This is a genomic window from Pseudomonas sp. Irchel 3A5, from assembly GCF_900187575.1.
GTDB classification, from domain to species: Bacteria; Pseudomonadota; Gammaproteobacteria; order Pseudomonadales; family Pseudomonadaceae; genus Aquipseudomonas; species Aquipseudomonas folii.
The window spans coordinates 20,313-37,158 of record NZ_FYDU01000025.1 but is presented as its reverse complement, the minus strand read 5'-3'; the positions used below and the strand labels follow the sequence as shown (position 1 = coordinate 37,158).

The window sequence follows — 16,846 nt, the reverse complement described above, 5'->3', positions numbered from 1 at the left end:
TGTCTCGCAGTAAAGATTGGACTTGTAGGAGCGCACGAGCACCGCGAGGCCGCGATGGCGGTATATCAGACAGACCGCATCGCTGCCTCGCGGTGCTCGTAAGCTCCTACAGAAAAGCATTCCAAATCAGGTGATTGCATCTTGTTGGTGAGGGGCAGCAGCGCCCTACTCCCCAATATCCTCATTCCACAGTTCAGGCTTGCTGGCGATGAAGCCTTTCATCATGTCGACGCAGGTGTGGTTGTCGATCACCTCGACATTCACTCCACGCGAGCGCAGCAGTTCTTCTTCGCCCATGAACGTCTGGTTTTCACCGACGATAACTTTCCGGATGCCGTACAGCAGAATCGCCCCGCTGCACATCGAGCAAGGTGACAGTGTCGTGTAGAGCACGGCGTCGCGATACACCCTGGCAGGCTGGCGACCGGCATTTTCCAGCGCGTCCATTTCCCCGTGCTTGATGGCGCTGCCTTCCTGAACACGACGATTATGACCGCGGCCAATGATCTGACCGTCATGAACGATAACCGAACCGATGGGAATACCGCCCTCGGCCAGCCCCAGTTGAGCTTCGTCGATTGCGGCCTGCATGAATGGGTCCATGGTTCTACCTCGTTGCCTGAGTCTGAAAAAAAGTAATGTGCATCATTGTGGCAGCCTTGCCATAGCGCTATTCAGCGCTTGCGAAACAAACTCCTTGAGCAGGTCGGCCGAGCGCGCCTTCATGTCGGTACCGACGTCATTCTGTTTGGCCCGGAGTTTATTGGCCAGCTGTGGTTCGTTGTCGCCGCGGTTGAGTGCGCGCAATTCATCAGCGCTGAAGGACTGCGCATAGGCGGCAGCCATGTTGCGATCCCATTGCGACTGGAACTGCGGCTGCAACCGCTGCAACTCATCCTTGACCAGCTCTTGCGCCTGCGTTTTGCCAACCGATTCGACGATGCTGCCGAACGTAGCAGTACGCGAAGCGACCTGATAGCCCAGCCAGCCAAGGCTTTCGCCCAAGTGTCGGTCTTCGACATACGACAACGCGCTGTCTTCCACCTCCGAAGCCTGGGCACTCTGTTCAACACTTGTCCAAAGGCCAAGAAGCAAGACAAAAAACAGGTTGCCGGCAACCGACTTGTGCAGGGTCATGAAGCCTCCTCCGTCAACCATTCCTCCCGGTTCAAGCGATAGATTTTGACGCCCAACCGGTGGTACTGGCTGTAAACAAATGCGTTGAAACCCACCTTCTGAATCACGCGCACGGAAGCAACGTTGGCGGGCTGTACGATGGCAATGATCGAGGGCAGCTCCAAGCGTTCGAAGCCGTAGGTCAGGGTCGCACGGACTATTTCAGTGGCCAGGCCTCGCCCCCAGAACTGCGGTGCCAGGCGATAGCCAATCTCCACTTCTTCCGCGCCGTCGACGGTCTCCTGATTCAGCGCACAAAATCCCATCAGCACACCGCTGGCTGTTTCGACCACCGCCCACGGCCCAAAACCGTGAAGCGCATAGGATTGCGAAGACCAGTCAACGAATTCAGCCGTTGCGCTCTCGCTGAGAATACCCCGCACCGAATAACGCATAACCTCAGGATCACTGAGGATCTGCGCCATTGGCAGCACATCTGCGCTGCTTAGCTGGCGCAGAGTCATGCGCTCCGTCTGTAGAACAACATCAGTCTTCATGGCTCAACCATCAGCCTTTCCGGATTCTGCCTGGAGCGCAGATGTTCACAAGCCGTTGCTGACCTTTCCGGCCACTTCAGCGGGCACCCAGGACTTCCAGACTTCAGGATGCTGCTTGAGGAACAACTGGGCAACCTCTTTGGGCTGCTGACGTTTTTCGCTCATCTGTCCCAGGGTCTGGTTGAGCAGATCAATCGGCAGGTCGACTTTTTCGAAGAACGCGACAAGGTCAGGATACTGTTTGTGGAATGCGTCCGAGACGCCAATGCTCAGGCGCGGCTCCAGTGAACGCGTGCCTCGTGGACTCGGGTTGTTGGCGTCGGCCAGGGTTTTCCAGGCTTCGGCGTCGAACGGCGGCTCTTCCAGCTTGATCAGCTTGAAGCGGCCCAGCAGCGGAGTCGGCGACCAGTAGTAAAACAGGACAGGCTTGCCGCGATGAATCGAAGAGCTGACCTCGGCATCCAGCGCCGCGCCCGAACCGGTCCGGAAGTTCACGAAGCTGTCGTTCAGGCCATAAGCCTTGAGCTTCTGGGTGTTGACGATTTCTGACGTCCAACCAGTGGGACTGTTGAGAAAACGGCCCTTGTCCGGCGACTCCGGGTCTTTGAAGACGTCTTTATAGCGTGGCAAGTCAGCCACCGACTTGAGGTCCGGGGCCAGCGGCTTGATGCCTTTGGCCGGATCGCCCTTGATCACGAACTCCGGCACCCACCACCCTTCGGTCGCGCCTTTGACGATGTTGCCAAGACCGTGCACCTTGCCTTCAGCTTCTGCCTTGACCCAGGCAGGACTGCGCCCGGCCCATTCCTCGCCGATGACCTGAATATCGTTTTTCGCCAGGGCGGCTTCCAGGCTCACCGTGCTACCCGGCAACGTGTCAGTGGGGTAGCCATAACCTTTCTCGACGATGGTGCGCAGGATCTCTGTGATCAGGCTGCCGCTTTCCCACGTGATGTCGCCGAAGTTGATCGGTGCGGTCTTTTCCGCCGCCACTGCAGGCTGACCCAACAGGCCAAGGGCCAGGAGCGAACAGCCGAGCAGGGTTCTGATTGATGTCATGGTCACCTCTGAATGGCCGGGCCCGGCCTGAATGGGAATACAGTGATATGTAGGGTTGAAAGGTACGACATCTCAAGACGACCATAAGTTGTACTCATGTCCAGGCGACGTGCCGGAAGATTCGCGTCAGGACCCTCTCGCGAACAAGTTCGCTCCTACCTTCAAAAAACGCGCAATCCCTGGGTAGGAGCGAACTTGTTCGCGAGGCGGCGCATCTGAAGAATCGCGTCAGGCCCTCTCGCCAACAAGTTGGCTCCTACCTTCAAAAAAATGCGCAATCCCTTGGTAGGAGCGAACTTGTTCGCGAGGCGGCGCATCTGAAGAATCGCTTCAGACCCTCTCGCCAACAAGTTGGCTCCTACCTTCAAAAAACGCGCAATCCCTGGGTAGGAGCGAACTTGTTCGCGAGGCGGCGCATCTGAAGAATCGCGTCAGGCCCCTCTCGCCAACAAGTTGGCTCCTACCTTAAAAAGTTAATGAAGGCAGCCCTTGCTCGCCCGCCTGACGTTCATAGTCGAGCAATATCTGATAATCATCTTCATGGGCTGCCAATACCTGACTGATCGCCAGCGCCTGTGCGACATCCGGCAAGTCCGACAAGGCCTGATTCATGGCGTGACGGATGACTTCGGCCTGAGCGACATCAACGCTCAACGCCGTGATGAAGGGCAGGCATGGGCCATGTGCAGTGCGCGTCAGGATACGCAAGCCACTGACTTCTTCGCTGGCATCACGGGCCAGATAGTCAAAGGTCACGCTGTCGATGGCGGCAATATCACCCCGCCGCTCCTTGAGCCAGCGCAGGCTGTGGCGATGGCCACCGGTAAGGGACACTTGCGAGAAAAACCGCCCGTTTTGCTGGAGCGGTGCAAGGGTGTGACGCAACAGATTCATGCCTGAGTTGGAGTCTTCACTGTTGACGAGGCCGTGGCTGCCGAAAAAGTCCTCGAGCGAGCGTCGAGGGTCATCAGCCCGCACCATCAGCAGGCTGCAATGCAGGCCATCGGCGCTGTTGGGCAATTCATAGACAGGCCGCCCGATCAGTCGAACCTTGCCGCGCAACAGTGTCATCAACGGATAACCGCAGGTCTGTGCGAGCAGTAACTGATTGGATAGCCAGAGCTCTGGCAGATCGAGCGCGCCGTGCAAACGCTGCGCGCCGAGCACTTCAAAGATCCGCGCCAGCCAAGCCTCACTGGCCTGCGCAACGCGCTCTGGTGCGGTGTACATCGATAATTCGGCGAAACCCTGAATCATGGTAAATCCGGTCAAAACGGTTGAGCCAACCATAGATGAAAAATGCGGAGCATGCGCAGGAAGCGAATAAACAATGGCCTATGAGCAACCGGAGACGCGTCGCAAACACCACAAATGCTTAAGTGGAACGCATTCCTGTGGGAGCGGTGCTTGCCCGCGATAAGAACAACACGGTCCAAAGTAAATTGCGTCCAGCCTTATCGCGGGCAAGCACCGCTCCCACAGTTTTTTTTCAGCTCCGAACAAATGATCATCTTCAGCCGCTCGGGTCAATGCCCAAAAAGCCCGGTATCGGATTTCTTGGCTTTTTTGTCAGCGCGTTTTTCGTCGGCGGTCTTGGCGGGCTTTTTCTTCGCGGCTTTCTTTGAATCCATACCTTTGCTCATGATGCATGCTCCAGGGTCAAGGATCTGACCTCTGTTATACACCCATTCGACGCTATGATACCCGGCCATTCCCGCCGCCCCTCTGAAGTGCGCCCTGCCCCATGTCCGAGATTGAATTCTGCCCGCTTTCGACGCTCTGCCAGCCCCTGCTGGACAAGTTCTACCGCGCCCATCGCTCGCCAATGCGTTCGTCCGGTGCAGCACAGATGTGGGTGGCACGGCATCCGGAAATCATCGGCGCACTGAGTCTTAATCAGGTGGCTGAAGGACATTGGTTGACTGGACTGTTCGTGGCGCCGCAGTGGCGAGGGCAGGCGATTGCAAAAACCTTGATCGCCAAATCGCTGGAGGCGCTGAACGGGCCGGTCTGGCTGTTTTGCCATCCGGACCTGACGAGGTTTTACGAGCGATCAGGGTTTACGCCCACAACAGATTTACCGCCGATGCTGGCGGACAAGCTGGCGCAGTATCAGCGGACCAAAGATCTGGTAGCCATGCGCTGGGTGCGGTAGACATTGACCTGTAGGAGCGCACGAGCAACGCGAGGCCGCGATGGCGTCCTGCTTGATATACCGCCATCGCGGCCTCACGGTGCTCGTGCGATCCTACAGGGAGAAGGCATTTCAATTCAGAGGATCGCGCCTACCAAAGGCTCACTCATCCGCATTCGGATCCATATCCGGAAACATCACATCCATAAACCCGAACTTGCTGAAATCGGTAATGCGCGAAGGGTAAAGGCGGCCAATCAGGTGATCGCATTCGTGCTGCACCACGCGGGCGTGAAAGCCGAGGGCTTCGCGCCGGATCGGCTGGCCGTCCGGATCAAAGCCTTCGTAGCGAATACTTTGAAAGCGGTTGACCGCGCCACGCAAGCCCGGCACGGACAGACACCCTTCCCAGCCCTCTTCAACGGCCGGATGCAATGGTGTGATCACCGGATTGAGCAAGATCGTTTGCGGCACGGCTTCAGCGTCCGGGTAGCGCTCGTTGCGCTCAAAACCGAAAATCACCAATTGCAGGTCAACGCCAATCTGCGGAGCCGCCAGACCGACACCGCCGACGCTTTCCATAGTTTCAAACATGTCGGCGATCAGGGCTTTGAGCTCGGCGCTGCCGAACATCGATTGAGGCACTGGTGGGGCGATGCGCAAGAGACGCTCATCACCCATCTTCAAAATGGGGCGGATCATGCGGGCCGGGCTCCGTAAGGAAAAAACGTCATGCTGCCACAGTCCGGCTCAGGATTCCCCGGCCTTGGCAGGCAGTGGCAGAGAATGATCACGACCTAAACCGGAAACGTGCTGCTTCTCTGTCGACTCAATTGCACCATCACCTTCGACTTTTTCGCCCTTGTCCTTGCCTTCAGCAGACATGTGCTCGACCACCGCATTCATCTCCGCGCCCAGCAACAGCACCGCTGCAGAAATGTAGAAATACAGCAGCAGGACGATGATTGCCCCGATGCTGCCGTACATGGCGTTGTAGTCAGCAAATGTCTTGACGTAATAACCGAATCCCAACGAGGCGAGGATCCACACCACAACCGCCAACACAGAGCCTGGGGTGATAAAGCGGAACTCCTGTTTGACATCCGGCATGACGTAATAAATCAATGCCACGGCCACCATGAGCAGCATGACGATCAGCGGCCAACGCAGGATGGTCCAGAGCGTGACGATGAAGTCTTCCATGCCGATTTGCGCGGCAATCCAGTTCATGACCTGCGGCCCTGTGACCATCAACGCGGCCACCGCCAGCATCATCATGGCGATACCGATGGTGTACGCCACCGACAGCGGAATGCGCTTCCAGACCGGGCGAGCTTCAACCACGTCGTAGGCGGCGTTCATCGCACTCATCATCAAGCGCACGCCAGCCGAAGCCGTCCACAACGCGATGACGATACCGATCGAGAGCAACCCGCCTTTGGATTGTTGCAACTGATCGATCACCGGGTTGACCTGCTCCAGTGCCTGAGGCGGCAGGACGAGCTCTGACTGCAAGCGCAGCCAGGAAAAGAAATCCGGCAGGTGCAGAAAACCGATCAGGGCAATCAGAAACAGCAGGAAAGGAAACAGCGAAAACAACATCTGGTAGGCCAACGCTGACGCGTAGGTGGACATCTCGTCATCGAGAAATTCGCTAACCGTACGGACCATCACCTTGCCCAGTGGCAGTTGGCGCAATTCCGGGAAAATCATGGCGTCTCCTTCGCTACATAACTGACGCAGCTTACACATTCACATTGATGGGCACTGCGCCTCTCACACAAGCTGTTCGCAGATACGGGCTTTTTACCTTAATTCAGTGGACTGAACGGCCTGAAAAAGGTTTCAAAACCTTAATTTCCAGACGCTGAAAATGATAACGGCCATCCGAAGATGGCCGTTATTCAAACATCAACTCCCGAGATCACCTCGGGAAGTCATGCTCACGCCTTATCGACGCCTTTTTTCACTGCGTCTTTGGCCTTGCCTTTGGCCTGCTGGGCTTCGCCTTTGACTTCCTGGGCCTTGCCTTCAGCTTTCAGTTTGGTGTTGTCGGTCGCCTTACCCACGCCTTGCTTGACGTTACCGACTGCTTCGTTAGCCATGCCTTTAACTTTATCGCCAGTGCTGCTCATAGGTCTTACTCCGCAGAATCAATGAGAGGTCATCGCCTCGACGTAATGGTTGACCTGACTCATTTGCGGGGAGTTTCAACTATTTTCACCAGCGTCGTAGCCGTTCGTCGGCTTGCCTGCTGGCCTGTAAATCCGGGAGTCGAGAAACTTTGCCTTTAAGTTTGCACAGCAACCCACGAGAATGCGCAACGCAATCCGGCTGCACCGGGCCAACGCTCGTCGCGCTGAAGACAACGATCCGCAGGAACATTATGAAATTCGATAAAAAGCAGGCCATCGCACGCCGAAACCAGGAACTGGGCGGTGCCGTGCTGGGTACCAACAACACCCACTTCGCAACCTTGAACACCAACAAGAACATCTGGTGGTTCGACCTGCCCGTGCCGCGCCTGGCGGTGGGTCAGTACGAATGGATGCATCTGCTGCTGTACACGCCGAGCAGCGATCAGTTACTGCACCTGAAAGTCACCACTGTATTCCTGCGGGATCACATGGAGGGTCTTGTGATTCGCAATAAAGGTCAGCGCAAATCCACCGTCAGCCTGGAGTTGAGCGCGGACAAGGATTCCTACCTGAAGGATGTAAGGCCGCTGGGTGCGAATCTGAGCTTCGCGGACTTCCTGCAGCCCTAGCTTGATAGAGGTCCGCGGGCGACCTAAATCCTGTGGGAGCGGTGCTTGCCCGCGATAAGGAAACCTCAGTTCTAATGCGAACCGCGTCCAGCCTTATCGCGGGCAAGCACCGCTCCCACAATCAGGCAGCATTTCAGTCCAGTTCTGCGCCAGACATCAAGCAAACCGCCTGGCAACCAGAAAGCCCACCGTCCCCGCAACCGCCGACGCAAACGTCCCCCACGCCAGATCCACCAACGCCAACTGCGCAGGCCAGCCTTGCAGCGTGGCCCAGTTGGTCAGGTCATAGGTGCCGTAAGCCACCAGCCCAACAAGTCCGCTTCGTTTAGCCGCATGGCTGATGCTGTTGCGACGCAGCCCTGACTGAACCGCCAGGACGAGCAAGCCAAAGGCGTAAAGCAGGTAAAAAACCACGGCAGGGGCAATCACCGGTTTGTCGAGCATCAATGGCCCCAGCCATGCCCGATAACTCGGCCCCATCAACACACCTAACCAGATGCCGTCCAGTATCAAAAAGGTCAGCAAGATACTGAAGTAAGCCGTAAGGGTTCTTTTCATGAAAGGCGTCCTTGTCTGAGTGGGCCCGCAGTGCGCGAAGCGCCCCGATGAGCGTTGACGGGTTGGACCCCAGACCAGGCAGGAACGATCCATCGTCCCTGCTTTAACCGATGAACGTCAGACCAGCTCGATGCGGTCTGCGTGGATCACGATCTGGCCCTGCTTGTACAACGCGCCAATGGCTTTTTTGAAGTTGCCTTTGCTGACGCCGAAGAGGTTACTGATCACTTGCGGATCGCTCTTGTCGCTGACCGGCAATACGCCGTTATTGTCCCTGAGCTTGCCGAGGATCTTGCTGTTCAGGCTGCTGGCAGCTTGCTCGCCCACTGGCTGAAGACTCAGGCTGATGTTGCCATCCGTACGGACTTCCTTGATGTAGCCCTTTTCCTGCTTGCCGGCGCGCATGAACTTGAAGACTTCATTCTTGTGAATCAGGCCCCAGTGCTTGTTGTTGATGATTGCCTTGAAGCCCATATCGGTCGCTTCAGCCACCAACAGGTCGACTTCCTGGCCGACACTGTAGCTGGCCGGTGTCTTGTCCAGGTAGCGGTCCAGACGTGCAGTCGCGGTGATGCGGCGGGTGTGTTTGTCCAGATAGACATGCACCACGCAATAATCACCGGCCTGCAACGTGCGCTTCTCTTCGGAGTACGGCAGCAGCAAGTCCTTGGGCAGGCCCCAGTCCAGGAACACGCCGATACTGTTGACTTCAACCACCTTCAGGCTGGCGAACTCACCGACCTGAACCTTGGGTTTTTCTGTAGTAGCCAGCAGCTTGTCTTCGCTGTCCAGATAAATGAAAACGTTGAGCCAGTCTTCATCTTCGCTGGGAATATCTTTGGGAATATAACGATTGGGCAGCAAAATTTCGCCGTCCGCCCCGCCATCCAGATACAGACCGAAGTTAGTGTGTTTAACCACTTGCAAGCTGTTGTAACGCCCGATTAAAGCCATGTGCAAATACCCTCATTACGTGGGCGGCATTCTACCCGAGTTTGCAGGCGATGATGCTGGCGCAGAATGTCGCTGCACCGGGCGCTCAAAAAGACAAGAAAAATCAAATATTTGCCTGATGGCCATGAGCCCCTCAGTCGCTCCATTCGTCAGATGAGCAGCGGTTTTAACGGTGCGCTTTTCAAGTGAAGAGAATTAATTTTGAAAATAACTTATGAATCAAAACAACTGCTTAGCTCGATATCATTAATTATTTAAGGCTTGAGCCGGGCTGATTTAACCCGGTGTTCAAGGGGATATTTCCCAAGCAATTGTCAAGCCATTCGTGTACCATTGCTGGCCGTATCAAGTTTATATAGGTTAATGGCAGCCATGCGTGTAAAAGCATCCAACTCGAAAGCCAAGCCAGCTCCAGCCGTTGAAACGAGCGACTCGATCAACGCCCAGATTGCTGCTTTCCTCAAGTCCGGTGGCGAAATCCAGCAGATTGCCAAAGGCGTCAGCGGCCAGACTTTCGGCCCGTCCAAACAGATCACCCTCGGCAAAAAGTAATTCCCCCCCGCTCCAGTTATCGATCTCTATGCGTCTTGGCTCTCAAGGCGCCAGAGCTTGCTAAGCTTCGCTGCACACACCCGTTTCATCCTGACTGCAAGGCCCCATTGCCTAGTCGCTCGACGACGGGCAGGATGATGTCTTGAAGCCAGCCTTTTGCGGAATGCACGAATGAAGAACTGGATGCTGTTCGGCGCACTGATTTACCTGACAGGTTGCGCGTCTCACAATTGCAACACGGTTCCAGATGGCGGCCACCCTTCCGGCAGCGACTGTCGTGCAGAGCATTTGCTGTATCAGAACGACATGCTGCAAGCCAAGCTGTTGATCAGTGAAGCCGACCGGGAGAATTACGAACTGGCCGAAGCCATGCTTCGCCGTGCGGGCGTGAATGATGCGTCGGGTGAAGCCGAGTTTTACCTTGCGGTGCTGTTGATTCGCCAACAGTCAGACCAGCCCCGGGTGATCGAATTGCTGGAGGATGCCGCGAGACACAAGCACCCGCTGGCAATTGCGCTGCTATCCCAACAGCTCAGTATGACGGATCAGAAGAAGTCCGAAGAATACCGCGCCGAGTACGCTGAACTGGATGTTGCCAAGAGTGGCTACCCTTCGTTCGATCAGGCTTTGGTGGTCATTCGCGGCTTGATTATTCCCTCGGCTCGAGCGACCGCCTCGAACTGATTCTTCTGTGGATCGACGAACGGTGTTCGCTCTACGACTTTCGTAGGTATGCTGCGAGGCTCTAGATCGCGGCTCCCCTGTTGTTCCTACTGGGCCTTTGGCCATTTCAACCTGCCCCCTCCGTAACATGAAGGAGTGAGCACGATGCTCAATTTTCGCCATTACGCGCTTTCTGTAAGCGCCCTGCTTGTTTGTCAGCATGCCTCCGCCCAGTTGATTGAGCGGGAATTGGGCGACTTCAGCCTGAAATTGGGTACATCCCCTACGCGCAGCATGGCGCAAGGCCTGGTGACCCAGAGTGGCTCGGGTTCATTCCATGGCGGGCTGGACCTGACCCACGACAGTGGCTTCTATTTCGGCCAGTGGACGCCCAATGCTGGCGTTACCGAGGACAGCACGCTGGAACTGGATTCCTACATGGGATTCAAAAAGCCGTTCGACCAGACCCTTGGCTACGAGTTGGGCATGATCCGCTACAGCTACCCGGACACCAGCCAGATCGATACCCACGAGTTTTATGCTGGCCTGCGCATTCTCGACAGCCGCATCGGCGCAGCCTTCAGCAACGACATAGGGCGTCGTGACAGCACCCTGATCGTCGATCTGGGCGGAATCGAACAGCTGGGACTGGGCGTTCGCATGCAGTACGCCAATCATCAATACGATGCGCCGCAGCAAATTTCGGATGGCAGCATGGTCACTAGTTTCAATGACTGGTCGCTGAATCTGTCGCGTCCCTGGCTGGGTGTCGACATGAACCTGATCTACAGCGGCTCAAGCCTGACCGGTGACGGCTGCAGCGCTTACAGCGGACATAATCCCAACTGCGAAGGTACTCTGACCCTCAAGGCCGTGCGCTCATTCTTCTAATGCAGTGAACTGCTACTCTCTGACCCGCTCTACACAAACAGGCAGGTCCATTGAGGAGTCGTTATGCGCACCCCGTTCAAAGCCTTCATATCATTGTTGATGGCCGTGGTCATTCTTGGCGGTTGTACCCGCGTGGGGCTGGCATACCGCAATCTCGACATCATCATTCCCTGGTCGCTCAGCGACTATCTGGAGATGAACGCAGCGCAAAAAGACTGGTTCGATGAGCGCCTCAAAGAGCATTTGAGCTGGCACTGCACCACTCAGTTGCCGGGTTATCTGGGATGGCTGGACCGCCTGCAACGCATGGTTGAAACCAATCAGGTCACGCCAGATGAACTGCAGGCACGCACCGATGAGGCCAAGCTGGCGATTGGGCAGATTTCACGACAGATCACCCCGTCGGCCGTCGAACTGCTCGCCCAACTGGACGATAAGCAGGTGCTGGAAATGCAGAACGCCTTCGCCAAGGATCAGCGCAAGCGTGAGAATGAATACCTTAAAGAGCCAGTGCCCAAACAGATCAGCGACCGTGCCGAACGCATGGAAAAACGCCTGAGTCCGTGGATGGGTAAACTCAACGCCGCACAGCTGCAACGCATTCAGAGTTGGTCGGAATCGCTCGGCGAACAGAACCGGGCGTGGCTTGATAACCGGGCCAGTTGGCAGAAGCGGTTTGTTGCGACGGTGCAGGATCGCAAAGCGCCAGACTTTTCCAACAGAATCGCCAAACTGCTGCAGGATCGCGAGACGTTCTGGACGCCTGAGTATCGCGAGGCTTACGACCAGACCGAACAGGCAGCTATCTCGTTGCTCGTGGACCTGATGGCGCAGAGCACACCTGAACAACGCCAGCGCTTGTTGAGCAAGATTGCCGATACCAGGAAAGACTTTACGGATTTGAGCTGTTTGAAGGCGGTCAAGGCAGGGTAATCATTACCTGTAGGAGCTCACGAGCAACGCGAGGCAGCGATAGCGGTCTGCCTGATAACCGCATTCGCGGCCTCGCGTTGCTCGTGCGCTCCTACAGAATCTTCATAACATTCTTAACCTCAAGCAATCTGCGCTTTGGCCGCAACCTCTTCAAAGGTTGCCGGATCCAGAGCGTCCTGCTGCTCATCCTGTACCTGACGCGGGTGGTCATTACCGGGGATGCTGCTGTCGATCAACGCCAGCAACTGTGCGCCACGCGGGGTCAGCACAAAGTTTTCGCCGTTCCCGCCCTCTGCTTCCGGACGTGACTGGATGAATCCGCGATCCAGCAGCAGTTTCTCGTATTCACTGGCAACTGCCTTCAGGTGATCCAGATTTGCCACCGGCTCACCCACTGCGGCTGATGCCGCAGCGTGCTCCTCTGCGTACTCACGGGGTTTGAAGGTGTCGTCAGCGCTGTTCTGCACTTCGTGCAACAGGCGCTCAACGAGATCCCAGTCATAAGGTTTGTCCATTGTTATTACCTCCAGTCAACATGGGTGAATGGCTCGTGACGTCCAGCCATCAGGCTTGCAGCTAAAAATGTGACAGGTGCTGACGCGCCCCGTTCAGCCTAAGCAGCCCGGTGGTGGTTGGATGGGGGAGAATGTGGGCGAGAACTCTCAGCGCAGGACCGGCTTCAGCCGGGAGAACAGATCTCGCGGCTAAAGCCGCTCCTACGAGAGAATTGCGGGCGTGTTACTCAGCCGCAGGGGTTTCAGTCTTGCGCTTTTTAAGCGGGGCCATGCCGTCTTTGCTGACCAGCGACAACGCGTCGGTCTTCGGTCGGTTAGCGATTTTGCGCTTGGTCGGAGCCTTGGCACCGGTTTTCTTCTTGTCGCCCTTGGCGTCGGTCTTTTTCTTCTTCACGCCAACGGCTTTGCCTGACGCCTTGACCTTCTTCGGCCCGCCGTAGCTGCCTTTGACTTCCTTGATGGTGCGACGCTCGAAGGTCTGCTTGAGGTAGCGCTCGACGCTGGACATCAAGTTCCAGTCGCCGTGGCAGATCAACGAGATGGCAAGGCCTTCTGCACCCGCACGGCCAGTACGGCCAATACGGTGAACGTAATCATCGCCGCTGCGCGGCATGTCGAAGTTGATCACCAGATCCAGGCCTTCAACGTCCAGACCACGAGCGGCGACGTCGGTCGCAACCAGCACCTTGGTGCCGCCCTGCTTCAGACGGTCGATAGCGGCCTTGCGGTCTTTCTGATCCTTGTCGCCGTGCAACACGAAGGCTTTGTAATCCAGCGCTACCAGACGGCCATAAAGACGGTCGGCCAGAGCCTTGGTATTCGTGAAGATGATCGCCTTCTGATACGTCTCGTTGGCCAGCAGCCAGTGGACGATCTGTTCCTTGTGGCTGTTGTGGTCAGCGGTGATGATCTGCTGACGCGTACCGGAGGCCAGTTCGCTGACGCTGTTGACTTGCAGGTGCTGCGGATTATTCAGCACCTTGCCGATCATCTCGCGCAGGCCGGCACCGCCGGTAGTGGCCGAGAACAGCAGGGTCTGTTGACGATTGGCGCATTCATTCGCCAGACGCTCGACGTCTTCGGAGAAACCCATGTCCAGCATGCGGTCAGCTTCGTCGAGAACCAGCACTTCAACGTTCTTCAGGTCCAGGTTGCCGGCGTTCAGTTGCTCCAGCAAACGGCCTGGGGTGCCGATCAGGATATCCGGCACCTTGCGCAGCATGGCGGCCTGCACCTTGAAGTCTTCACCGCCGGTGATCAGGCCGGACTTGATGAACGTGAACTGCGAGAAACGCTCAACTTCCTTGAGGGTCTGCTGCGCCAGCTCTCGGGTCGGCAGCAGGATCACGGCACGAATGTCGACGCGAACCTTGGCCGGGCCCATCAGGCGATTGAGGATTGGTAATACAAATGCAGCAGTCTTGCCGCTACCGGTTTGCGCCGTCACCCGCAGATCACGCCCTTCCAGCGCCAGAGGTATGGCTGCAGCTTGCACTGGCGTGGGCTCGACGAATTTAAGCTCGGCCACGGCTTTAAGCAGGCGTTCATGCAGGGCGAATTGGGAAAACACGGGTGTTACCTCGACGAAATACAAAAATACGGCGCATAGCGTAACGGTTTCGGCCGCCCGAGCCGAGTTTCTTTACCACCAATGGCTGATTTTGTTACGCAATTTTCCAACGTAACCCTTTACCAGGCTCATGAATGTTCTAATTGCGGCGCTTTTCTCTACCGGATTTTAAGATCACCTATGGATATTCAATCGTTATGGCGCCGCGCCCAGGACCTCTGGGCGGTTCTGGATCAACATCCCGTCCTGCATGCGAGTCTTGGCCTGCTGTTGCTATTGGTCGTTGCACTGGTCGCTGGTCGACTGGCGCGCTTTCTGATTCTTCACGCCACAAAAATACTCGGCCGCCAACCCGCCTTGCACTGGGTCAACGACCTTCGCCACAACAAGGTCTTTCATCGGCTGGCGCAAATGGTCCCGTCGCTGGTTATCCAGTTCGGTCTGAACCTGGTGCCCGACCTCAGCAAGACGGGTCAGAACGTCATCGGCAACATCGCGCTGGCGTTCACCATTCTGTTCATGACGCTGGCCATTGGTACGCTGCTGAACGCCCTGCTCGATATCTACGCTCGCACCACTCACGCCCGTACCCGCTCGATCAAGGGCTACGTGCAACTGGCGAAGATGATTCTGTATATCTTTGCCGCAATCATCATCGTTGCCACTTTGATCGACCGCTCGCCGTTATTGCTGCTTTCGGGTCTGGGCGCCATGTCGGCCGTGATTCTGTTGGTCTACAAGGATACGTTGCTGTCGTTCGTGGCCAGCGTGCAACTGACCAGTAATGACATGCTGCGGGTGGGCGACTGGATCGAAATGCCGCAGGTCGGCGCCGACGGCGATGTCGTCGACATCACTCTGCACACGGTCAAGGTGCAGAACTTTGACAAGACCATTGTTTCCATCCCGACCTGGCGCCTGATGTCGGAGTCGTTCAGAAACTGGCGCGGCATGCAGCAATCCGGCGGACGACGCATCAAGCGCAGCCTGTTCATCGACGCCAGCGGCGTACGTTTCGTGCGCGATGACGAAGAACAGCAGCTCAGCCAGGTGCACCTGCTGACCGACTACATCAGCCGCAAACAGGCCGAGTTGCTCGCCTGGAATCAGGCTCAGGGCAACGTCGCAGCGCTATCCGCCAACCGTCGACGCATGACCAACATCGGCACCTTCCGCGCTTATGCGCTGGCCTACCTGAAAAGCCATCCCGATATCCACCCGGACATGACCTGCATGGTCCGCCAGCTGGAAGCTACGTCCCAAGGTGTACCGCTGGAAATCTACTGCTTCACCCGCACCACCGTATGGGCCGACTACGAGCGCATTCAGGGTGATGTTTTCGATTACCTGCTGGCGGTGCTGCCGGACTTCGGGCTGGGGGTTTATCAACAGCCGAGTGGGTCGGATATGCGGGTGGGGTTGGCGAAGACCTGAGTAATCATTCTGTAGGAGCTGCCGAAGGCTGCGAAAGCATTCGTTCTGACACTCCGCCATCGCAGCCTTCGGCAGCTCCTACAGAAACCTACGCTACTGCCTTTTTTGCTCCCAGCCGACTAACCCACAACGACAACAGAATCAGTACCCCGCCAAAAGCCAGGCGCCCCAGCGGCTCGTCCTGATTCCAGATCAGCAGATTGATCAGCAGCCCGACCGGCACATGCAGAACGTTGAACACTGCCAGCGTGCCGCCGTTGACCAGGCACGCTCCTTTGTTCCACCAATACATGCCCAGCGCCGTGGAGCAAAACCCGAGGAACAGCAGCACTGCCCATTGATCCGTTGCGTCCGGCAGACGTTGCGGGTTGCCGAACATCAGGAACGCGGGCAAGGCAATGATTAATGCACCCAGGTAGAAGTAGCCGAAGCGCCGGTAGTGCGGCAGGTCACTGGGGTAGCGGGCGACCAGATGTTTGTACAGCACCTGGCCTGCGGCGTAGGTGAAGTTGGCCACTTGCAGCAACAGGAAACCGCCAAGGAAGTTGCCGTCGATACCGTCCCAACGAATCACGCCTGCACCCAGCACGGCAACCAGTGCAGCCACCAAAGCCCACGGGTTGAAGCGCCGGTTGAGAGCATCTTCGATCAGCGTGACGTGTAACGGGGTGAGGATGGTAAACAGCAGGACTTCCGGCACGGTCAGCACCCGGAAGCTCAGGTACAGGCACACGTAAGTGATGCCGAATTGCAGCGCGCCGATGACCAGCATGCCACGCATGAAACCCGGCTCTACCCGTCGCCACTGAGTCAGCGGAATAAATACCAGCCCCGCCAATACGACGCGGATCAGCACGGCGAAGTAGCTATCGACATGCCCTGCCAGAAAAACGCCGATCAGGCTGAATGAAAACGCCTGAATCAGCGTCACGATAAGTAGATAAACCATGAATGCTCCCCCGTTGAAGGCGGCGACCTTAACGGGTTGGTGTCAGCGGTGTCCATAAAGCACGGGCAAATTCAATTCATGTAGCTCGGGCGTGCCTATCAAACAAAATATAACTCACTGAATAAATACGGTTTTTTTGTGGGAGCGGTGCTTGCCCGCGATAAGGGCGGCGCGGTCGGAGGACAAATCGCGGT

General features: G+C 56.7%; 20 protein-coding genes. 7 read left to right on the top strand and 13 right to left on the bottom strand.

Going from position 1 to position 16,846, the window contains the following annotated elements; genetic code table 11:
- Window positions 1–165: 165 nt before the first annotated feature.
- The 5 genes from CKW31_RS28420 to CKW31_RS28395 all read right to left on the bottom strand — a co-directional run bounded on the left by CKW31_RS28420 (window position 166) and on the right by CKW31_RS28395 (window position 3,989).
- Entirely contained in the window at window positions 166–603 is a 438-nt protein-coding gene (locus CKW31_RS28420; RefSeq protein WP_095102317.1) for a nucleoside deaminase, read from the bottom strand.
- 42 nt (window positions 604–645) lie between these two features.
- A complete protein-coding gene (locus CKW31_RS28415; RefSeq protein WP_095102315.1) occupies window positions 646–1,137 on the bottom strand; it encodes a hypothetical protein in 492 nt (163 codons plus the stop codon).
- A complete protein-coding gene (locus CKW31_RS28410; protein ID WP_095102313.1) occupies window positions 1,134–1,673 on the bottom strand; it encodes a GNAT family N-acetyltransferase in 540 nt (179 codons plus the stop codon). Before CKW31_RS28410 ends, CKW31_RS28415 begins: the two co-directional genes overlap by 4 nt.
- A 45-nt stretch (window positions 1,674–1,718) precedes the next feature.
- The gene (locus tag CKW31_RS28405) at window positions 1,719–2,732 is read right to left on the bottom strand and encodes an ABC transporter substrate-binding protein (RefSeq protein WP_095102311.1); all 1,014 of its coding nucleotides are present in this window, start codon (window positions 2,730–2,732) and stop codon (window positions 1,719–1,721) included.
- Between the two features lie 465 nt (window positions 2,733–3,197).
- A complete protein-coding gene (locus CKW31_RS28395; protein WP_095102309.1) occupies window positions 3,198–3,989 on the bottom strand; it encodes a phosphate/phosphite/phosphonate ABC transporter substrate-binding protein in 792 nt (263 codons plus the stop codon).
- A gap of 487 nt (window positions 3,990–4,476) precedes the next feature.
- On the opposite strand from CKW31_RS28395, the gene CKW31_RS28390 reads away from it, so the two are divergent.
- On the top strand, window positions 4,477–4,887 hold the full coding sequence (locus CKW31_RS28390) for a GNAT family N-acetyltransferase (RefSeq protein ID WP_095102307.1): 411 nt from the start codon (window positions 4,477–4,479) through the stop codon (window positions 4,885–4,887).
- Between the two features lie 141 nt (window positions 4,888–5,028).
- Here the strand turns inward: CKW31_RS28390 and def are convergent, their stop codons facing one another.
- The 3 genes from def to CKW31_RS28375 all read right to left on the bottom strand — a co-directional run bounded on the left by def (window position 5,029) and on the right by CKW31_RS28375 (window position 7,001).
- Window positions 5,029–5,568: a peptide deformylase gene (gene def, locus CKW31_RS28385; RefSeq protein ID WP_095102305.1), complete on the bottom strand. Its 540-nt coding sequence runs from the start codon at window positions 5,566–5,568 to the stop codon at window positions 5,029–5,031.
- 48 nt (window positions 5,569–5,616) lie between these two features.
- Complete coding sequence (locus CKW31_RS28380) at window positions 5,617–6,579, bottom strand: YihY/virulence factor BrkB family protein (protein ID WP_095102303.1); 963 nt, start codon at window positions 6,577–6,579, stop codon at window positions 5,617–5,619.
- A 230-nt stretch (window positions 6,580–6,809) separates the two neighbouring features.
- Window positions 6,810–7,001 (bottom strand): CsbD family protein, encoded by a 192-nt coding sequence (locus tag CKW31_RS28375; protein WP_095102301.1) that lies wholly within the window; start codon window positions 6,999–7,001, stop codon window positions 6,810–6,812.
- A gap of 251 nt (window positions 7,002–7,252) precedes the next feature.
- Here CKW31_RS28375 and CKW31_RS28370 point away from each other — a divergent pair, with 251 nt between their 5' ends.
- Entirely contained in the window at window positions 7,253–7,633 is a 381-nt protein-coding gene (locus CKW31_RS28370) for a hypothetical protein (RefSeq protein WP_095102299.1), read from the top strand.
- A 156-nt stretch (window positions 7,634–7,789) separates the two neighbouring features.
- Here the strand turns inward: CKW31_RS28370 and CKW31_RS28365 are convergent, their stop codons facing one another.
- Window positions 7,790–8,191, bottom strand: coding sequence for a DUF2177 family protein (locus CKW31_RS28365; RefSeq protein WP_095102297.1), 402 nt, complete (start codon window positions 8,189–8,191; stop codon window positions 7,790–7,792).
- Window positions 8,192–8,308: 117 nt separating this feature from the next.
- Window positions 8,309–9,145 (bottom strand): S1 RNA-binding domain-containing protein, encoded by an 837-nt coding sequence (locus CKW31_RS28360; protein ID WP_095102295.1) that lies wholly within the window; start codon window positions 9,143–9,145, stop codon window positions 8,309–8,311.
- A gap of 363 nt (window positions 9,146–9,508) precedes the next feature.
- Between CKW31_RS28360 and CKW31_RS28355 the strand changes: the two genes are divergently transcribed.
- The 4 genes from CKW31_RS28355 to CKW31_RS28340 all read left to right on the top strand — a co-directional run bounded on the left by CKW31_RS28355 (window position 9,509) and on the right by CKW31_RS28340 (window position 12,184).
- Entirely contained in the window at window positions 9,509–9,697 is a 189-nt protein-coding gene (locus CKW31_RS28355; protein WP_027898056.1) for a hypothetical protein, read from the top strand.
- Window positions 9,698–9,868: 171 nt separating this feature from the next.
- Entirely contained in the window at window positions 9,869–10,381 is a 513-nt protein-coding gene (locus tag CKW31_RS28350) for a hypothetical protein (protein WP_095102293.1), read from the top strand.
- Between the two features lie 144 nt (window positions 10,382–10,525).
- Window positions 10,526–11,251 carry a TorF family putative porin gene (locus tag CKW31_RS28345; protein WP_095102291.1) on the top strand — a complete coding sequence of 242 codons (726 nt, stop codon included), beginning with the start codon at window positions 10,526–10,528 and terminating at the stop codon, window positions 11,249–11,251.
- A gap of 63 nt (window positions 11,252–11,314) precedes the next feature.
- A complete protein-coding gene (locus CKW31_RS28340) occupies window positions 11,315–12,184 on the top strand; it encodes a DUF6279 family lipoprotein (protein ID WP_095102289.1) in 870 nt (289 codons plus the stop codon).
- A gap of 119 nt (window positions 12,185–12,303) precedes the next feature.
- Here CKW31_RS28340 and CKW31_RS28335 read toward each other — a convergent pair whose 3' ends face one another.
- Together CKW31_RS28335 and CKW31_RS28330 are read right to left on the bottom strand one after the other, a co-directional pair.
- Complete coding sequence (locus CKW31_RS28335; RefSeq protein WP_095102287.1) at window positions 12,304–12,699, bottom strand: transcriptional regulator; 396 nt, start codon at window positions 12,697–12,699, stop codon at window positions 12,304–12,306.
- A gap of 223 nt (window positions 12,700–12,922) precedes the next feature.
- Window positions 12,923–14,269, bottom strand: coding sequence for a DEAD/DEAH box helicase (locus CKW31_RS28330; protein WP_027898061.1), 1,347 nt, complete (start codon window positions 14,267–14,269; stop codon window positions 12,923–12,925).
- Between the two features lie 180 nt (window positions 14,270–14,449).
- On the opposite strand from CKW31_RS28330, the gene CKW31_RS28325 reads away from it, so the two are divergent.
- The gene (locus CKW31_RS28325) at window positions 14,450–15,703 is read left to right on the top strand and encodes a mechanosensitive ion channel family protein (RefSeq protein WP_095102285.1); all 1,254 of its coding nucleotides are present in this window, start codon (window positions 14,450–14,452) and stop codon (window positions 15,701–15,703) included.
- An 88-nt stretch (window positions 15,704–15,791) separates the two neighbouring features.
- Here CKW31_RS28325 and CKW31_RS28320 read toward each other — a convergent pair whose 3' ends face one another.
- A complete protein-coding gene (locus tag CKW31_RS28320; protein ID WP_095102283.1) occupies window positions 15,792–16,652 on the bottom strand; it encodes an EamA family transporter in 861 nt (286 codons plus the stop codon).
- Window positions 16,653–16,846: the final 194 nt, after the last annotated feature.